General features: G+C 34.3%; 8 protein-coding genes and 1 tRNA gene. 5 read left to right on the forward strand and 4 right to left on the reverse strand.

The genetic code is table 11. The features are described from left to right. The first annotated feature begins 23 nt into the window (after positions 1-23). Positions 24-302, forward strand: coding sequence for a YtxH domain-containing protein (locus FDM27_RS13525; RefSeq protein WP_140487248.1), 279 nt, complete (start codon positions 24-26; stop codon positions 300-302). A 359-nt stretch (positions 303-661) separates the two neighbouring features. Then, entirely contained in the window at positions 662-835 is a 174-nt protein-coding gene (locus FDM27_RS16105) for a hypothetical protein (RefSeq protein WP_181161674.1), read from the forward strand. Between the two features lie 747 nt (positions 836-1,582). Here the strand turns inward: FDM27_RS16105 and FDM27_RS16110 are convergent. Beyond that, positions 1,583-1,680: transfer RNA gene (locus tag FDM27_RS16110), tRNA-Met, on the reverse strand. Between the two features lie 332 nt (positions 1,681-2,012). Between FDM27_RS16110 and FDM27_RS13535 the strand changes: the two genes are divergently transcribed. From FDM27_RS13535 to FDM27_RS13545, 3 genes are all read left to right on the forward strand, one after another. Next, on the forward strand, positions 2,013-3,074 hold the full coding sequence (locus FDM27_RS13535) for a pectinesterase family protein (RefSeq protein WP_140487250.1): 1,062 nt from the start codon (positions 2,013-2,015) through the stop codon (positions 3,072-3,074). Beyond that, on the forward strand, positions 3,071-5,602 hold the full coding sequence (locus FDM27_RS13540) for a glycosyl hydrolase family 95 catalytic domain-containing protein (protein ID WP_140487252.1): 2,532 nt from the start codon (positions 3,071-3,073) through the stop codon (positions 5,600-5,602). The genes FDM27_RS13535 and FDM27_RS13540 overlap by 4 nt, the downstream gene beginning before the upstream one ends. Positions 5,603-5,750: 148 nt before the next feature. Continuing rightward, complete coding sequence (locus tag FDM27_RS13545; RefSeq protein ID WP_140487254.1) at positions 5,751-10,145, forward strand: hybrid sensor histidine kinase/response regulator transcription factor; 4,395 nt, start codon at positions 5,751-5,753, stop codon at positions 10,143-10,145. Positions 10,146-10,210: 65 nt separating this feature from the next. Here FDM27_RS13545 and FDM27_RS13550 read toward each other — a convergent pair whose 3' ends face one another. Genes FDM27_RS13550 through FDM27_RS13560 form a run of 3 tightly spaced genes read right to left on the reverse strand, consistent with a single transcriptional unit; the run spans position 10,211 to position 17,422 of the window. Then, positions 10,211-11,839, reverse strand: coding sequence for a glycoside hydrolase 43 family protein (locus FDM27_RS13550; RefSeq protein WP_140487256.1), 1,629 nt, complete (start codon positions 11,837-11,839; stop codon positions 10,211-10,213). A 49-nt stretch (positions 11,840-11,888) separates the two neighbouring features. Further along, on the reverse strand, positions 11,889-14,939 hold the full coding sequence (locus tag FDM27_RS13555) for a glycoside hydrolase family 2 protein (protein ID WP_140487258.1): 3,051 nt from the start codon (positions 14,937-14,939) through the stop codon (positions 11,889-11,891). 14 nt (positions 14,940-14,953) lie between these two features. Continuing rightward, on the reverse strand, positions 14,954-17,422 hold the full coding sequence (locus tag FDM27_RS13560) for a glycosyl hydrolase family 95 catalytic domain-containing protein (protein ID WP_140487260.1): 2,469 nt from the start codon (positions 17,420-17,422) through the stop codon (positions 14,954-14,956). Positions 17,423-17,429 lie beyond the last annotated feature (7 nt).

Here is a 17,429-nt window from a genome sequence, read left to right on the forward strand (position 1 = left end):
TTAATAAATTAAATTTTACATATATGAAAACAGATAAAATGGTATTAGGAATACTGGGCGGTATTGCTGCCGGAGCGATATTAGGAATATTATTTGCTCCCGAAAAAGGAAGCCAAACAAGAAAAAAAATTCTGGATAAAGGCACCGATTATGTCGATGGTCTAAAAGGTAAATTAGACAAAGTTATAGGGACAGTGACAAATAAATACGAAAATCTTTTGAAAGAAGGGGAAAACTTCATTTCAGAAAAAAAGGATTCTTATGATACTGTAAAAAACGAAATTAAAAATGGTGCTCTTTAATTTTTAAAACATGGAAACGAAAGCAACAACCCTAGAATTACTTTTTGAAAAAGCCGAGAATTATGTTAAAACAACCGTTGAGCTCACTAAACTAAATGTTATAGACAAGTCTTCCGATGTTTTATCTTCTCTAATGACGCAAATTATTATCCTTGCCTTTGTTGCTTTGTTTTCATTTTTAGTTAATATTGGAATTTCACTCTGGATTGGCGAACTATTAGGTAAATCGTTTTATGGCTTTTTTATAGTAGCCGGAGGTAATTTAGTCCTCATAATCCTACTGTATCTTTTTAGAAATTCATGGATTAAAATTCCTATCACTAATCTCATTATTGCTAAAATAGTAAACCCAAAACAGCATGAAAAAAAATACCCCTATCGATTTGTTAAAAGAAAATATTGCTGTTTTAAAATTCAAACAAGAAGAGGATTTAGCCATTCTTAAATGGCAATTGGAAACAACTTTTGATAGTCTTAAACCTCAAAACTTACTAAAAAGTGCTATTATGAGTATGACATCGGTAACTGGTTAAAAAAATAATCTGGTCAGCAATGCTATCGGATTAACAACAGGCTATCTCTCTAAAAAAATAATCTTAGGTGATAGTCATAATCCTGTCAAAAAAATTTTAGGCAGTATATTACAGTTTATCATTACCAATGTGGTTGCCAAAAAAACTAATACTTTTCAGTCAAAAAACATAAAAGAATAGTTTAGGAAATACTACTATTATTGAGTGTTCTTTTTTAGTATCTAGTGAGAAGGAGATTATGCTCGACCAAATAAAGGATTTTGTGCTTCTCAAAATCTACATTATTACGGATACAAATTACATATAAAAATGATAGTGTTCGACTTTATTTTATACTAATTCTAGTGTACTTTCAAATGTTTTGAGTCTCAAAAATTAGTATCCAAAAATAATATAGTTTTTTTGTTTGTATATACTTTGTTTTATTTCGTTCAGACTTGTACCTTATTTGTATTTCATAATTTGGAAACCCTGAAACAATTGGATAAAATACTTTTTCTTTACCTCCGTACTATTACAAATAAAAACTACGAAAGTCTAGTGTCGCTATTAGTGTAACCTTGTTCTTAACTATAAAATATAAAACCCCGTAATTACTGGGATTATTATAAAGGTCTCTAAGCCTCTTTCTCCGCCAGTAGAAGTTTCAAAAGAAACTTTAAAAGTCAAAAAGCCATTAAATACTAGTGTTTAAAGGCTTTTTGTTTTTTTATACTGTGTCAAAAAATACATACATTATCATTGTAGCGAAGACGGGAGTTGAACCCGTGACCTAAGGGTTATGAATCCTACGCTCTCTAAAGATGATAAATTGTGACCATGGAGGGATTTGAACCTACAGAGCTTTGTCACAATGAAAAATTAAAAATACAAAAATACACTGCTTGCTTAGAAAGTAAGTGCACTAAATACTATAATATAAAGTGATACCTTAACTAGATTCAACCTTGTAAACTTCAAAAAAAATTGCGGAAAGATTTAAACCTTCAACTACTTGCTTAAAAGCTGGTCTCCTAAATCTAGTAACTTTTATTGTTTTGAATTGTGAAATCACCCCTCTTTATGTGTAAAACACCACCGTACACATTGGCACTCAGCTATTACTTTTGTTAATTATTAGGGCTTTCAGGCTCCTGGATATAATATCAAGATCAATAATTAATTACCCTATACCAGTATGAAACCACTTGAGAATTTTTTTTTCCTAATCTTATTACTTCTTTCACTAAATCTGACATCGCTTTACGCCTCTACACCAAAAGAAAACACAATAGTAGTTGCACTTGACGGAACAGGTAATTTTAAAAGCATTCAGGAAGCGATTAACTCCGTAACTCCCAATAAAGAAGAACGAACAATCATATATATCAAAAACGGATTGTATCAAACCGAAAAGATTATAATAGCTGAGGATAAAAAAAATATCAGCTTTAAAGGAGAAAGCCGTGAAAAGACAATAATAAGCTACCATATTTACGATTGTAAAGGAGGATTAAATAACAAATGTCCTGCAGAGGATGCAGCAAAATGGTTCGGGCAAGCGATTCGTACTTCGGCTACAATTACCGTTCAGGGTAATGGTTTTCGAGCTGAAAATATTACTTTTCAAAACACCGCAGGACCAGTTGGTCAGGCACTAGCCATTACTATTCATTCTGATAAAAATATCTTTTTAAACTGTTCTTTTTTAGGTTATCAGGACACTATTTTACTGGGAAAAGACGGTACAAGAACTTATTTCAAAAATTGCTTGGTATTAGGACGAACAGATTACATTTTTGGAGGCGGAATTGGCTATTTCGACTCTTGTGAAATAAGAAGTTATGGCGGTGGCTGGATCACAGCTCCCAGCACTCCTAAAACGCAGAATTACGGATATATTTTTTATAAATGCAAACTTACTTATGCTCCAAATAGTCCCCAAAAAAAAGACGACAATCAACTAATAAGTCTGGGACGTCCCTGGCATAATTATCCAAAAGTTGCCTGGATAAAATGTGACATGAGCGATAAAATAGATCCTAAAGGCTGGCCTACAACATGGAACATGGATTATGCCTCTACCAGTAAAGATTTGCATTTGTACGAATACAAAAACACAGGCAAAGGAGCCAATATGACCAATCGTGCAAAATGGGTTGGAATACGTGAACTTACCAATCAGGAATCGGGACTCTATTCAGTAGAAAATGTTTTAAAAGGAAATGATAATTGGAATCCAAAAAATAGAAAAATATGAGAAAAATTATTTTCAGCTTATTGTGTGTTCTTACACATCATCTTTCGTTTGCTCAACAAGATTTGACTTTATGGTACAGTAGTCCTTCAAAAGCCTGGACTGATGCCTTACCGTTAGGAAACGGACGATTAGGAGCTATGGTTTACGGTATTCCGCAGCGGGATACTATTCAAATTAACGAAGATACCTTTTGGTCAGGAAGTCCATACCAAAACAACAATCCAAATACGTCAAAAAATCTCAAAAAAATACAGCAATATTTGCAGGACGAAAACTATATTGATGCCCAAAAACTGGCATTAACCAATATCATAGCTGACCGAAACAATACCTCACATGGACAAGTTTATCAATCTATAGGCAATCTGATATTGGATTTTCCCGGACATGAAAATTTCACCAATTTTAATAGAAAATTAGACTTAAACACAGCCGTTGCTACTACTAATTATAAAATTGGAAACATTGAATATCAAAGAGAAATATTCACTTCTTTCCCTGACCAGCTAATCATTATTCATCTAACATCCAGTAAAAAAGGAACTATCAGTTTTAACACCTCTTTTGTAGGCCCGTTAAAAAAGAATATGGTAACCGTAGCTACAACTGTTCCCTCAGGACAAAATGAACTTCTTGTCGCTACAGGAAAATGTACCCACGAAAAAGAAGAGAACATTTTAAATTTACTGCATTTCAACAACCAAATTAAAGTCAACTCCAAAGGCGGTGTACAAAAGGCCAATGCTAATAGTATTAATGTATCCAATGCTGACGAAGTGACAATTTATATTTCGGTAGCGACTAATTTTAAAAACTATAAAGATATTTCTGGAGATGCCGAAAAGAAAGCAAGTGAATATTTGACTAATTTTTCAAAAGACTACGAAACTGCCAAAAAAGACCATATAATCGCATACCAAAAACAATTTAAAAGTGTTGAACTAAATCTGGGGCAATCTTCTCAGTCAAAAAAACCTACTGATCAAAGAATTGCTGAATTTGCTAAAAATGATGACCCGGGATTAGTTTCTACTTATTTTCAATTTGGTCGTTATTTATTAATTAGCTCTTCGCAAAAAGAAACACAACCTGCCAATTTACAGGGAATTTGGAATCCAAATTCAGGTCAATACCCTGCATGGGACAGTAAATACACTACAAATATCAATGTAGAAATGAATTATTGGCCGGCAGAAGTTACCAATCTAACAGAATGTCACGATCCTTTTATCCAACTGGTAAAAGATGTGAGCATTACTGGGAAACAAACTGCTGCTGAAATGTACAACAGCCGTGGCTGGACCTTGCATCACAATACGGATTTGTGGAGGATGACAGGTGCTGTTGACAAAACAGCCGGAATATGGCCAACTTGTAATGCCTGGTTCAGTTCGCATTTATGGGAAAAATATCTTTTTTCTGGAGATAACAACTACCTGAAAGAAATCTATCCTATTCTGAAAAGTGCTTCTGAATTTTATCAGGACTTTTTAATTAAAGACAAAAAAACAGGTTATTTAGTAGTTTCACCATCCATTTCGCCAGAGCACACACCCGGACTACATAACTACGAAGAAACAAAACCCGATGGCAGCATAGTTAAAGAAAGGTGCAATGTGTATGCAGGAGTAACTATGGACAACCAAATGGTATTTGATTTATTGTCTAATACTATCGACGCAGCAAAGATTTTAGGAATTGACAAAGATTTCTCAAAACAACTTGAAAATCTTCGTTCCCAATTACCTCCTATGCAAATTGGTAAATACAGTCAGTTACAAGAATGGTTGGAAGACTGGGATAAAAAAAATGATGCTCATCGCCATCTTTCACATTTATGGGGGATGTTTCCCGGAAGACAAATATCAGCTTTTCAAACACCTGAACTTTTTGAAGCCTCAAGAAACTCTTTAATTGGACGAGGTGATGCCAGCAGAGGATGGTCTATGGGATGGAAAGTGTGTCTTTGGGCTCGCTATTTAGATGGAAATCATGCCTACAAGTTAATTCAAAACCAACTGAATTTAAAGCCTGCAAATGCTACTATCAAAGATCCCGACGGAGGAACTTACAGCAATATGTTTGATGCGCACCCTCCATTTCAAATTGATGGAAACTTTGGTTGTACTGCGGGAATTGCCGAAATGCTTATCCAAAGTCACGATGGTGCTTTAAGCCTCCTCCCTGCCCTTCCGGATGCGTGGAAAGAGGGTTCGGTTTCAGGACTAAGAGCCAGAGGTGGTTTTGAAATTGAAAAAATGATTTGGAAAAACAACAAATTAGCAAGTATCATCATTAAGTCCAACTTAGGTGGAAATCTTAGGTTAAGAAGCTATCACCAATTAACCGGAAATAATATTACTAAAGCTAAAGAAGAAAACCCAAATTATTTTTATCAATTCCAGCCTATTGAAAAAGCTAAGATTTCCCCACAAGCCAAACTGGAAGGAACAAATATAAAAACCGTTTATGAATATGATATTGATACTAAAAAAGGGCTCTCGTATCAATTTGAAATAGCGCAATAAAAAATTATTTTTTTATGCTATAAAAGGAAGAAGTTAGGTTTACAACCTCACTCCTTCCTTTTTGAATTACTGATTATCATAAAAAATAGTAATCTAAAAACATTTATATTATGTTATTTTTGTTTAACCCAACAAGTAGAAATCCAAAATGAAAATCCATACAAAAATTTATAGCATACTATTTTTTCTGTTATCGCTAATGCAATACTGCTTTGGTCAAGAAAATTTTTCATTTAAAAATTTCTTAGTCGAAGATGGGCTTCCACATAATATTGTTAATCACATCATACAAGATAAAAAAGGTTTTATCTGGCTAGCTACTACAAATGGCTTGAGTAAATACAACGGCTATCGCTTTCAAAACTACAAAACAGAACCTAAAGATCAGGTTGTAATGAAAAACAACCGAATTAACTGGATTGCTGAAGACTATTATGGTCGAATTTGGATGAAAGCTTATGCAAATGAGATGAAAGCCTATTGTTTTGATCCAAAAACAGAAGCTTTTTGGGGTACAGAACTTCTAAAAAACCTTCCAAACAACAACTTTGAAATAAGTCAAATTAAAATCCATAAATCAGGATTGGTTTGGTTACTTTCTAAAAAAAATGGAAGTATCGCCATTACTAACAAAAGCTATTCTTATAAAATATACCACATACAAAAACATACATTAAATACCAATACTATAAATGATGTTTTTGAAGACCGTCAAAAAAATTCCTGGTTATTAACCGATAAAGGAATCGCCTGTGTTCCATTTGGTAAAATAAACCAAGCTCCTTTCTATCTCATTCCTAAAAATAATAGTTCTAATGCTTTTAATACAGCGGTTGAATTAGATGATGAAATATGGTTTGGAGGCACAAATGGAATGATTATAAAATATGCCAAGGGAACCAAAACTTATAGAACTCTAAAACTAGCACTGGAGGCAAACATTATCAAGATTGAAAAACTGGACAAACAAAGAATCTTAGCAATAACTGACCAAAAAGGATTTTGTACAATCAATATTTATACGGGACAGATTGTCAATTACAATTCAGACAATCTTCCTAATTTAAAAGTAAAAAATCTCAGTCCTGTTTGTCTTACTAAAGGGCAGTTGTTATGGCTGACAAACAATGACAATTTGGGTATTTATTTGTTTAATTTTAAAAACCAGAAACTAACTTATTTCCCTGCCAAAACTGACATATATTCCACATCATTTAGCCCAACAGCAGCATTAGTTTTAACCGATTCTAAAGGCGATGTTTGGGTACAACCCCGCGGAGGTAATTTCTCTAAATACGATCCGTCCAACAATAAATTAATTTCTTTTACCTCTTCTTCCTCCTATTTTCCAAATAGTAATTTCAGTAATAGTTTACATACTGCTTTTTTTGACAAACAAGGAAACTTATGGTACAATTCGCAAACAACCGGAATTGTAAAAGTAGTTTTTAGCCAAACTAATTTCAAATCATTACATACCCACAATCAGGCTATCCCAACCTCCCGAAATGATGTCAGAGCACTATTTCAAGATAATCAGAAAAATATTTGGGTAGCTACTAAACAAAATCAAATCACTATTTATGACAAAAAGTTCAAAAAAATAGGTCATTTATCGCCCAATGGTCAATTACAAACCAACGCTATATGGGAAAAACCGGTTTATAGTATTATTCAGGATGCTCAATCCAATATATGGATTGGAACAAGAGGAAATGGTATTTACAAATTCTCTCCTTCTAATGGGGCTTATTCTTTTGCCGTTACCCATTACAAGAATGACAGCTCTAATCCCTATAGTTTGATTGATGATAATGTTTATTCCATATTTAAAGATAAAACAGGAAATCTTTGGGTAGGAACCTTAAAAGGACTCAACCGTATTGTCACTCAAAATCAAACTGTGCAATTTATCAATACTAATAATAAATGGAAATCTAATTTGATAAAAAAACACAGTAGTATCCGTTGTATTACACAAGACTCAAAAGGTTTTCTGTACATTGGAACTACCACAGGATTACTGGTTTTAGACCCTAAAAAAGACCTTAATTTACCTCAAAATGTAAAGGTTTATGAGATTACAAAAAATGAAAACCCTTCTTTAAACAGTAATGATATCATTGATTTTTCTATCTCAAAAAAAGGAAAAATCTACATTGCCACTGCCGATGGAGGTATTAGCAAAGTGGTTTCAAAAAATCAGGCTGGCTTTCCTTTGCAATTTAAAAACTACACCTTAAAAGAAGGATTACCCTCAAACAATATTCTTTCGATAGTTGAAGACAACGACGAAAACATTTGGATTACTACCGACTATCTTTTAGTTCGCTTTAATCCAATTGACGAACGCTTTGAAATTTTTTCGGATGTAAAGCCCGTAATGTCTTATCGAAATTTTACTGAAGCTACTAAAATTAAATTGGATACAGGAGAATTATTATTTGGATACTCCGAAGGATTGTTGCACTTTTTTCCTGACCAAATAAAGCCGAATAATTTCAAACCCTATTTAGCTTTGACAAATTTTCAATTATTCAACGAAGAAGTTCGTATCAACCAATCCTCTCCGTTATTGACTTCGATAGATAACAATAATAAAATAGAGTTAAAACACAATCAAAACTTCTTTAATATCGAGTTTGCCGCATTGGACTATATCAATCCTGAAAATATTAAATATGCCTATAAACTGGAGGGTTTTGATGAAAACTGGAACTATGTAAACAATCAAAGAACCGCTTTTTATACCAATGTACCTAAAGGAAGTTACACCTTCAAAGTTAAATCGACTAACAGCCAAGGTTATTGGGTAAACAACGAAAGAAGTATTACTATTAATGTTAAAGCTGCTTTCTGGAACACCACTGTTTCCTATATCGTTTACGCCTTACTGATTATTGGATGTATCATGCTTATTAATCGTACTGTTATTACCATTTATAGATTAAAAACGAATGCAAAAATTGAAAAAGATATGTTTGATATGAAACAAAAGTTTTTCATAGACATTTCGCATGAATTACGTACTCCTTTGACCTTAATTGCCGGACCAATTGAATATTTAATGAACGATACCCGAACACCCGAAATTATAAAAAAACAACTTTTATACGTATCCCAAAGTACCACGAGATTACAACGTCTTGTGAATCAGATTTTGGATTTTAGAAAAATTCAGGATCAGAAATTAAAAATTTCAGAGATTAATCTAACGGAATTTACCAGTGACATTTTTAATAATTTTATCGAAATTGCTCAGGAAAAAAAGATTAATTATAATTTAGAAATTAAAGCTGAGGACATCAAAGTATGGGCAGACAGAAATGCCTTGGAAAAAATTATTATGAATCTTTTATCCAATGCTTTTAAATATACTCCTGATGAAAAAGCAATTACCGTAGGTATTAATAAAAACGACAAGCAAATAATACTCACCGTAATCGATGAAGGTATTGGAATCTCTGAAGAACATCAAAACAGTATTTTTAATCGTTTTGCTTCATTTAATAAGAGTAGTAACCCAAGTACCGGTATTGGGTTATCTATGGTAAAAGAACTGGTTGAAAGACATCATGGAGAAGTTAATTTTGAAAGTAAAACGAATATTGGAAGTGCTTTTTCCATTTATTTCAAAACCGGAAACAGCCATTTTACTGATGAAGTAGAAATTATAAGCGAAGAAGAAAACAAAGAATCGGATGAACAAAAATTAATCAAAACCCAACCAATTGCACTTTATAAAAATCAGGAGAACAGCTCCGAAAAAATAAAAGTCCTAATTGTTGAAGATGATATAAAACTGCGCACTTTCCTTAAAAATATTCTGGAAGATGATTATGAAATTCTGGAAGCCGAAGATGGTGAAACAGGATATGAAAAAACACTGAACAGTTCTCCCGATTTTATAATTAGTGATATCATGATGCCAAAAATGAATGGTGTTGATTTATTGAAAAAAATCAGAACTAATATAGAAACCAGTCATGTTCCTGTTATTCTTTTAACAGCCAAAACTACTATAGAAAGTCAACTGGAAGGGCTTTCCTATGGCGCTGACGATTATATTACTAAACCTTTTAGTGTTTCCTACTTAAAAGCCCGAATTATCAATTTACTAGAACAACGTAAAAGATTGCAAAGCATTTTTGAATCTTATGATAAACCAAATGCTAAAGAATACAATCCCAAGCCTTATTTGATTACGAACCAAGATGAACAAATAATGCAAAAAGTAATGATGGTTATCGAAGAAAACATTGACAACAATGATTTTTCTGTTGAAGATTTAGGAGCTATAATTGGGCTTAATCGTACCTCTTTTAATAACAAAATAAAAAGTCTCACTGGTTTTACTCCTGTAGAATTCATAAGAGACATTCGTATTAAAAGAGCCGCACAATTACTCATTAACAGTCAGTTACTCATTAAAGAAATTACTTACATGACCGGGTTTTCGGATATAAAATATTTTAGTAAATCCTTTAAAAATAAATACGGTTTGACTCCAAGTGAATATCGCAATTCCATACCCAACAAATAAACTGCAAAAAAAGGATTGACTTAAATTCATAAGTCAATCCTTTTTTAATTTTCTAAAGATTATAATTAATTCTTAGTCACTCTAAACCAATCCACATTTATATAACCAGCATTGTTAATTTTGCCTTCTCTTAAAGCCACAAATCCCATTTTTGCTCCAATCCAGGTTCCTTCCGAGGCTTCAAATTCAGCATCTGCTTTGATGAATTTTTTATTATCGTAGCTGTAATAAAACTGGCATCTGGCTCCATTCTCAACTTTTACCCTAAAGTACAGTGAACTGCTATTTAAATCGGCTATTTCAGTAATGGTTTCTGCTTTTCCTTTATCGGATTTATCACCTATTGCCTGTATTAATTTCAGTTTTCCTTTAATTAGTTTTACTGCCAGATAACTATAACTTCTGCCCATGATTAAGAAACCAAATTCTTCATTATCAAAATTAGGTTTGAAATCAAATTTGGTAGTAGCTACAAATTCATTTGCCGGAAACTTTTGCGCCAAAATATTCGGTACCTGCCATAAACTCACATAATTATCCGGTTTAGGAATACAATTCAGTCTGTAATATCCCATTCCGGCTGATGGATATCCCCAAACTAATTGTTTGTTGGCATGCCACTGCCACTGCAATCCCTGAACAGCTCCATTAAATTCGTCTGATTCCGGAGGAGTTGCAATTGGATATTTCGCCTCAACATTTGGTTTTTTATAAGTAGCAACAGGTTCGCCAATTCCATTATGGTCATTATCTACGCCCATAACCGGCCAGTTGTCTTTCCAGTTCATCGGATTTAGATGAACCACACGCCCATAAGCTCCCTGATCCTGAAAATGAAGAAACCAATCTTCACCAGTTACCGTATCTACCCAGGCTCCCTGGTGTGGTCCATTAATTTTTGTTTTACCTTGTTCTAAAACTACCTTTTCCTCATAAGGTCCAAATATATTTTTGGAACGTAAAATTAACTGCCAACCAGTAGCCACACCACCAGCAGGTGCAAACACATAATAATATCCATTTCTTTTATAAAATTTAGGACCTTCAACCGTTTGATGTTTTTCATGACCATCAAACAGTATAATATCGTCATCATTAGCTTGCGTACCCTCTTCATTCATAGAACACAACATCAATACACTTTTTGTTCCTGCGCGACTTCCTGCAAGTGCATAACCTAAATAAGCTTTGCCATCTTCATCCCAAAACGGTGCTGGATCTATTACTCCTTTAACTGCTTTCATTAAAACAGGCTCACTCCATTTTCCACGAGGGTCTTTGGTTTTAATCATATAAATTCCAAAATCGGGATCCGGATAAAAAATATAGAATTCTCCTTTATGATAACGTATACAAGGTGCCCAAACTCCATTTCCATGTTGAATTTTATCATATACCTCAAAAGGAGGCTGCTTAGGTAAAGCATAATTGACCAATGACCAATTGACCAAATCATTGGAATGTAAAATTGGCAAGCCGGGGATACAATTAAAAGACGAAGCTGTCATATAATAATCCTTACCTACTCTGCAAACATCAGGATCTGAATAATCCGCATAAAGAACCGGATTTTTATAACTGCCATTCCCTAAATCGGAAACCCAAACCTCTGAAACATTTTTTTTGTCATTTTGTGCATTGGAAATACCAATAATAGCGACCATTAATGACAATGTAATTTTTATTTTTTTCACTTTTATATAATTAATTTATTCATTTCTAATAACTAAATAAACTGCGGGACTACTTTAACAAATTCAATAAAAGTTGTTGCCCTACAATGTTGGCTTTATTCTTAGCCGAAACATTAAACGTTTTCATAGAAGCATTTTCACCGTCGCCTTCAGCTTTTTTAAGCACTTCATTTTCTTTTATACAACTAAAGATATCTAATGCACAAAGAATTATTTTCCCTCTTCCGTGCGGGATTACACTTAAGGCAGAATAAACCTCTTGTTTATGATCAGAAACACATCCTACAATCGTTTCTCCGTTAAACATTCGAAGTCCTAATCGGTTTTTGTTGTAAGTTGCAAAACATTGGTATTCCCAATTGAACACACAAGATTGTGGCAAACCTTCAAACCATTTGCTGTCTTTCACAAAATAATTTCCTCCATACCAGGAAGTTCCTAATACTTTAGAACCTCTATAATCGGCAGCTTCTTTTTTAGCGAAATAAGTTGCCCAGGTATCTGTATCATTAACAACTACAATTGTATTTCCGTTATTAACCCATTCTAAAAGGTCTGTAACCAAAGGATTTCCTGTTTGCTGCGGTTTAAAACTACCAATAACCAGACAATTTCCTGAAGGAGTTCCGCTTTTATAATTTTTGAAACTAATCTTTTCGTAATCAAAATATTTACCAATCACTCCAGTCGTATCGGCAACCATAATAGCAGAAGCCATTTTTTCTTTATTCAGCTTTACAGCAAATAATTCGTCGCTTCCTGTTGCAATAACAGTATTGTCTTTCGAAACTAATTCGACATAAATCCTTGTATAACCTTCTGTTTGGGGAACAAAAAAGTTTTTAGCAGACAGCAATTCTCCATACACAATTCCGCCAGTTACCGTAACAGGAATTGTTTTTGTCCAGACCGTTTCTTTATTATTTGTTGCTTTAACCCTTAAATCAAAATTTCCTTTTATATCCTTTTCGTTCACAATGAAAAAATCAACAATTGTGGTATCTTTTACTGACAACACTTTATGATTCAACTTTACGGCCACATACAAAGGCTTATTGTAACGGGCAATTAAATCGGCATCACCTTTCAGGTTTCGGTAGTTATCCACTACACCAGAATGATTTTCCAATTTCATACTTTCCCAACCATTCACGGCGTAACCGTCAATGATATTGTTGATACGCACATTTTCAATCGTTCTTCCCTGATAATAAAAAGACACATTCCCCATTTTTCTGGTCAAACTATCTACGTTAGGAAACGACTTCTGGAAATCATTCTTCTTCAGGAAATTATCGTAAGCATCATACCATTTTAAATAATCATCGCTTTCCCAACCAATGTCTTTTCCTCTTTTTAGAATTTCATCTCTAATCAACTGTAATCTTGGCGGTGTACCAATAGCTCCTTCTTCTCCATAATAAATAATTTCATCTTTATGATCCGGAAAAATCTTGGCATAACTTTTAGGATTATTGTATAAATTATCGTGATACACACCGGGCCCTCCTGCATGATGCTGATCAAACCAACCGTAATTATAAAATTGATTGTTATAAGGTAAAAGATGTAATTTAAAACGGGGATCCGGTCCCATTTTTATTGCACCATTACTCGAATTGTAAGTCATAATTCTTGTTGGATCGTGCTTGTGACCGGCTAACATTTGCAAACTGTCTTTTTTCTGAGGCTCTGCTCCTCTTTCATTGTGCATATTGTAAATAACCAATGAAGGATGGCTTCGATCCCGTTTTATCATTCTAAAAAACTTTTCATCGCGAGCAGCAAAATAAAAATCGGCTTGTCTCTTTTCCAAATCGTTTTTAGGATTGAATTGGTTAGCCGGAAATTGATTGCCTCCCGGTTCCTGATAATACAATAAACCCAATTCATCGGCATAATCTAAAACATTAGTTTGTCCAATTGTACGATGAAAATTCAGCATGTTCAGACCAATAGCTTTGGCATCAGCGATTTGTTTTTTGGCCAGTTCATCACTTGGAGCAATTCCGTTTACCGGCCAAAATCCCCATGATATCGCTGTTCTTAATACAATTCGTTTGTTGTTGAGATAAAACTGTTTGTCTCCATCAATGTCTTTAGCTTCAAACCAACGGAAACCAAACTTTTTCTCCACCACATCTTTTATTTCATTGTCTTTTTTAAGCGAAGCTTTCAGCAAATATAAATTAGGGTTGTCAACATCCCAAAGTTTTGCGTTATCCAGTTTTATAGAAAAAGATTGAGAAACATTTTTACCCCGAACGGCTTCAATTGGATAGCTTTTTGACCAAACGGATGCACCCGTTTTTCTTTCGCTTACTTCCAATAAAACATTGCCTTTAAAAATTGTAGCTGTATTATTAGTCAACGAAATCTCGGCATCAACTTCATTTAAAGTTGGCTTGTTTTTGATAAAAATATCATTTACAAAAACATTATCCGTTGCCACAAGACTAACTTTTCCGGTAATACCACCAAAACCGTGAGTTGGGTTAGTGCGATAATCCCCCCACATATAATTAGAACTGTCTCTCCAGTCAAAATTTCCGTTAGGATCGGTAATTCTAACTGCTATCGAATTCATTTTACCAATAGTAACATAATTGGTAATATCGACATCAAAAGGAGTTCCGTTGATTAAATCATAGCCTGCCAACTTTTGGTTGACAAATACCTCAGCTCTGAAACGAACACTTTCAAAGTGCAAAACAATTCGTTTCCCTTTCATCGACTGCGGAACATTCACTTGGGTCGAAAACCAGGAAACTCCTAAATAATTGCCTGAAACTCCAAAAGGATTTTTATTGATACCCCAATGAAATTCTTCGACCGTAGCAGGAAGATGAACCGTTTTACTTTCTCCTTTTTCTAATGCCTGCCAACCGCCTGTAGGCAAATTGACAGCTAATTTCTTAACGTCAACAGGAGGAGTAAACAACACATCATTTTGCCATTGTGCCGCCGGATCCAACCATATTTTCCAATCATTATTGGAAAGATTTTGCTCTATTCTTTGTTGGGCAAATGAAGCTATGTTTATCAAATTAGTAAGCAAAATTACTGCTGTAATTTTTATATAATAGGGATTCTGTTTCATAAATTTCGGTTCAATTATTTTGCTTCAAAAACATAAGTTTTTCCAGCCACTGTATTAAAATCATACAACTTAGTTTTAGGAGATTGATAGCCTCTCAGAGCTGCTTTTTCTGAAATTAAAGGATCTTTGATAGCATTTACGTTATAGAAAATATTGGTATTTTCTCCTTTGGGTTGCTCTAATTTTACATCACCTACTAACATAACATCAGACGCTAATCGCAATCTGCAATTTCCTCCTAAAACCGATTTTATAATTAATTGTTTCAATTTTCCATTCTCCCATTCCATACCCACTTCAAAACCTCCTCTGGCTTTCAAACCGCTCACTTTTCCACTTTTAAAATCATCCGGCAAAGCAGGAAGCAGATAAATTGCGCCGTCATAACTTTGCAATAACATTTCGGTTATTCCGGCTGTACATCCAAAATTCCCATCAATTTGAAACGGCGGATGCGCATCTAAAAGATTCGGATAGGTTCCTCCTGATTCTCCTTTACTTTCTAATGGTGCCGGACTTAACTGGTCCTTTATCAATTTGAAAGCCCTGTTTCCATCCAATAATCTAGCCCACCAATTTACTTTCCAGCCCATAGACCATCCCGTTGAAACATCACCTCTGGAAATCAAAGTATTTTTAGCCGCTTCAATTAATTGCGGTGTTCTAAATGGTGAAATTTGTCCAGATGGAAACAAGCCGTACAAATGAGAAATATGTCTGTGATGATCATTTGGTTTGTCTAAATCATGAAGCCATTCCTGTAATTGTGAATATTGTCCTATCTGCATTGGCGGCAATCTTTTTAATGCAACCGCAACCGAATCAGCAAAACGACTATCGGTTTTTAAAATTTTAGAAGCATCAATGATATTATTGAAAACATCAAAAACCAATTGATTGTCCATCGTTGTTCCTGCAGAAACACCCACACTACTCTCATAAGTATTTTCGGGAGACATGGACGGAGCAACCACTAACCATTTATTTTCCGGCTCTTCCTGAAGCACATCCAGATAAAATTGGGCTGCACCTTTTAAAACCGGATAATATTCTTTTAAAAATGCTTTATCACCAGTGTAGAGATAATGTTGCCACAAATGTTGGGTAAGCCATGCACCACCCATTGGCCAAAGCCCATAAAATCCGCCATCAACCACTCCTGTCATGCGCCATAAATCGGTATTGTGGTGCATATTCCAACCTCGGGCGTGATACATTTCAGAAGCACTCTCTTTTCCTGTTTCGGCTAAATCTTTCAGCATACTAAATAACGGTTGATGCATTTCGCTCAGATTCGTTATTTCGGCAGGCCAATAATTCATTTCGGTATTGATATTTACCGTGTATTTACTGTCCCATGCAGGATTCAACTTATGATTCCAAATTCCCTGAAGATTCGCCGGCTGATTGCCTGGCTGCGAACTCGAAATAAGCAAATACCTTCCAAACTGAAAATAAAGCCCCACCAATTGTGGATCATAGGATGTAGCAAATTCTTTAATTCTTACATCAGTAGTTTTATTCGATTGAGGGGAATCTCCTAAAAACAATGATACTCTGTTAAAATACTTTTGGTACGCTGCCACGTGATTTTGGTAGGATTCTGCATAGCTTTTTTTAGAGGCTTTAGCTAAAATAGTAGTTGCTTTTTCTAATGGGTTAACTGAAAGATCTTTATAGTTTTTAAAATTAGTCGCTATCGAAATTCGAATAACAACCTCATCAGCATCCTTAACCGTTAGCTTGTCAGCGGTAGTTATTAAACTTCCGCCTTTTAAAGTACAGGCTGCTTCTCCAACAAATTTTACTTTACCAGTTTTATTATCTGTATCACCCGTTGTTCCTTCAAAAAACAATTTACCATCCTGAGTTTTAAAATTGCTAACTATTTGTGGACTTGTAGCTGACAATGAAAAACTAATGCTTTTTTTCTTATCAGCAGTTAATTTCACAATAATAACATCATCTGAAAAAGACGCAAAAAATTCTCGCCTGTACGTTATTCCGTTTGCTTTATAACTCACAGACGAAACCGCTTTTTCTATATCCAAATCTCTTTTGTAATCCGTATAATTTTCATGACCCGGAAATTCAATCCATAAACTCCCAACTGTCTGATAAGGCATTCCGTAATTCAAATCTTTTGGAGCCTGTCTCGGGAAAGTTTTATTGGCTAAATCCTGAGCTTCTTTATTTCTCCCTGCAAAAAGTAATTTCCTTATTTCTTCAATATTGGAATAGACATTTTTAGGAACGTTATTGCCTGGTTCACCAGCCCAAACAGTTTCTTCGTTTAATTGCAATTCTTCTTTTTGAGGATTTCCAAAAACCATTGCCCCCAAACGACCATTACCAATTGGTAAAGCTTCATTCCAGTTGGTTGACGGCGTATCATATTGCAATTTTAATTTCTGTTGGGCATTTCCCTGAAAAACACTTATATATAGCAATAAACAGCCCGCAATAATCTTAATTCGATTCATTCTCTAT

It is taken from the genome of Flavobacterium sp. GSA192 (assembly GCF_006386525.1).
GTDB classification, from domain to species: domain Bacteria; phylum Bacteroidota; class Bacteroidia; order Flavobacteriales; family Flavobacteriaceae; genus Flavobacterium; species Flavobacterium commune.

Bases quoted from the DNA above. Each gene is read 5' to 3' on its own strand.
- FDM27_RS13525 (WP_140487248.1), top strand. From the start codon at position 24: ATGAAAACAGATAAAATGGTATTAGGAATACTGGGCGGTATTGCTGCC.
- FDM27_RS13560 (WP_140487260.1), bottom strand. From the start codon at position 17,422: ATGAATCGAATTAAGATTATTGCGGGCTGTTTATTGCTATATATAAGT.
- FDM27_RS16105 (WP_181161674.1), top strand. From the start codon at position 662: ATGAAAAAAAATACCCCTATCGATTTGTTAAAAGAAAATATTGCTGTT.
- FDM27_RS13555 (WP_140487258.1), bottom strand. From the start codon at position 14,939: ATGAAACAGAATCCCTATTATATAAAAATTACAGCAGTAATTTTGCTT.
- FDM27_RS13535 (WP_140487250.1), top strand. From the start codon at position 2,013: ATGAAACCACTTGAGAATTTTTTTTTCCTAATCTTATTACTTCTTTCA.
- FDM27_RS13540 (WP_140487252.1), top strand. From the start codon at position 3,071: ATGAGAAAAATTATTTTCAGCTTATTGTGTGTTCTTACACATCATCTT.
- FDM27_RS13545 (WP_140487254.1), top strand. From the start codon at position 5,751: ATGAAAATCCATACAAAAATTTATAGCATACTATTTTTTCTGTTATCG.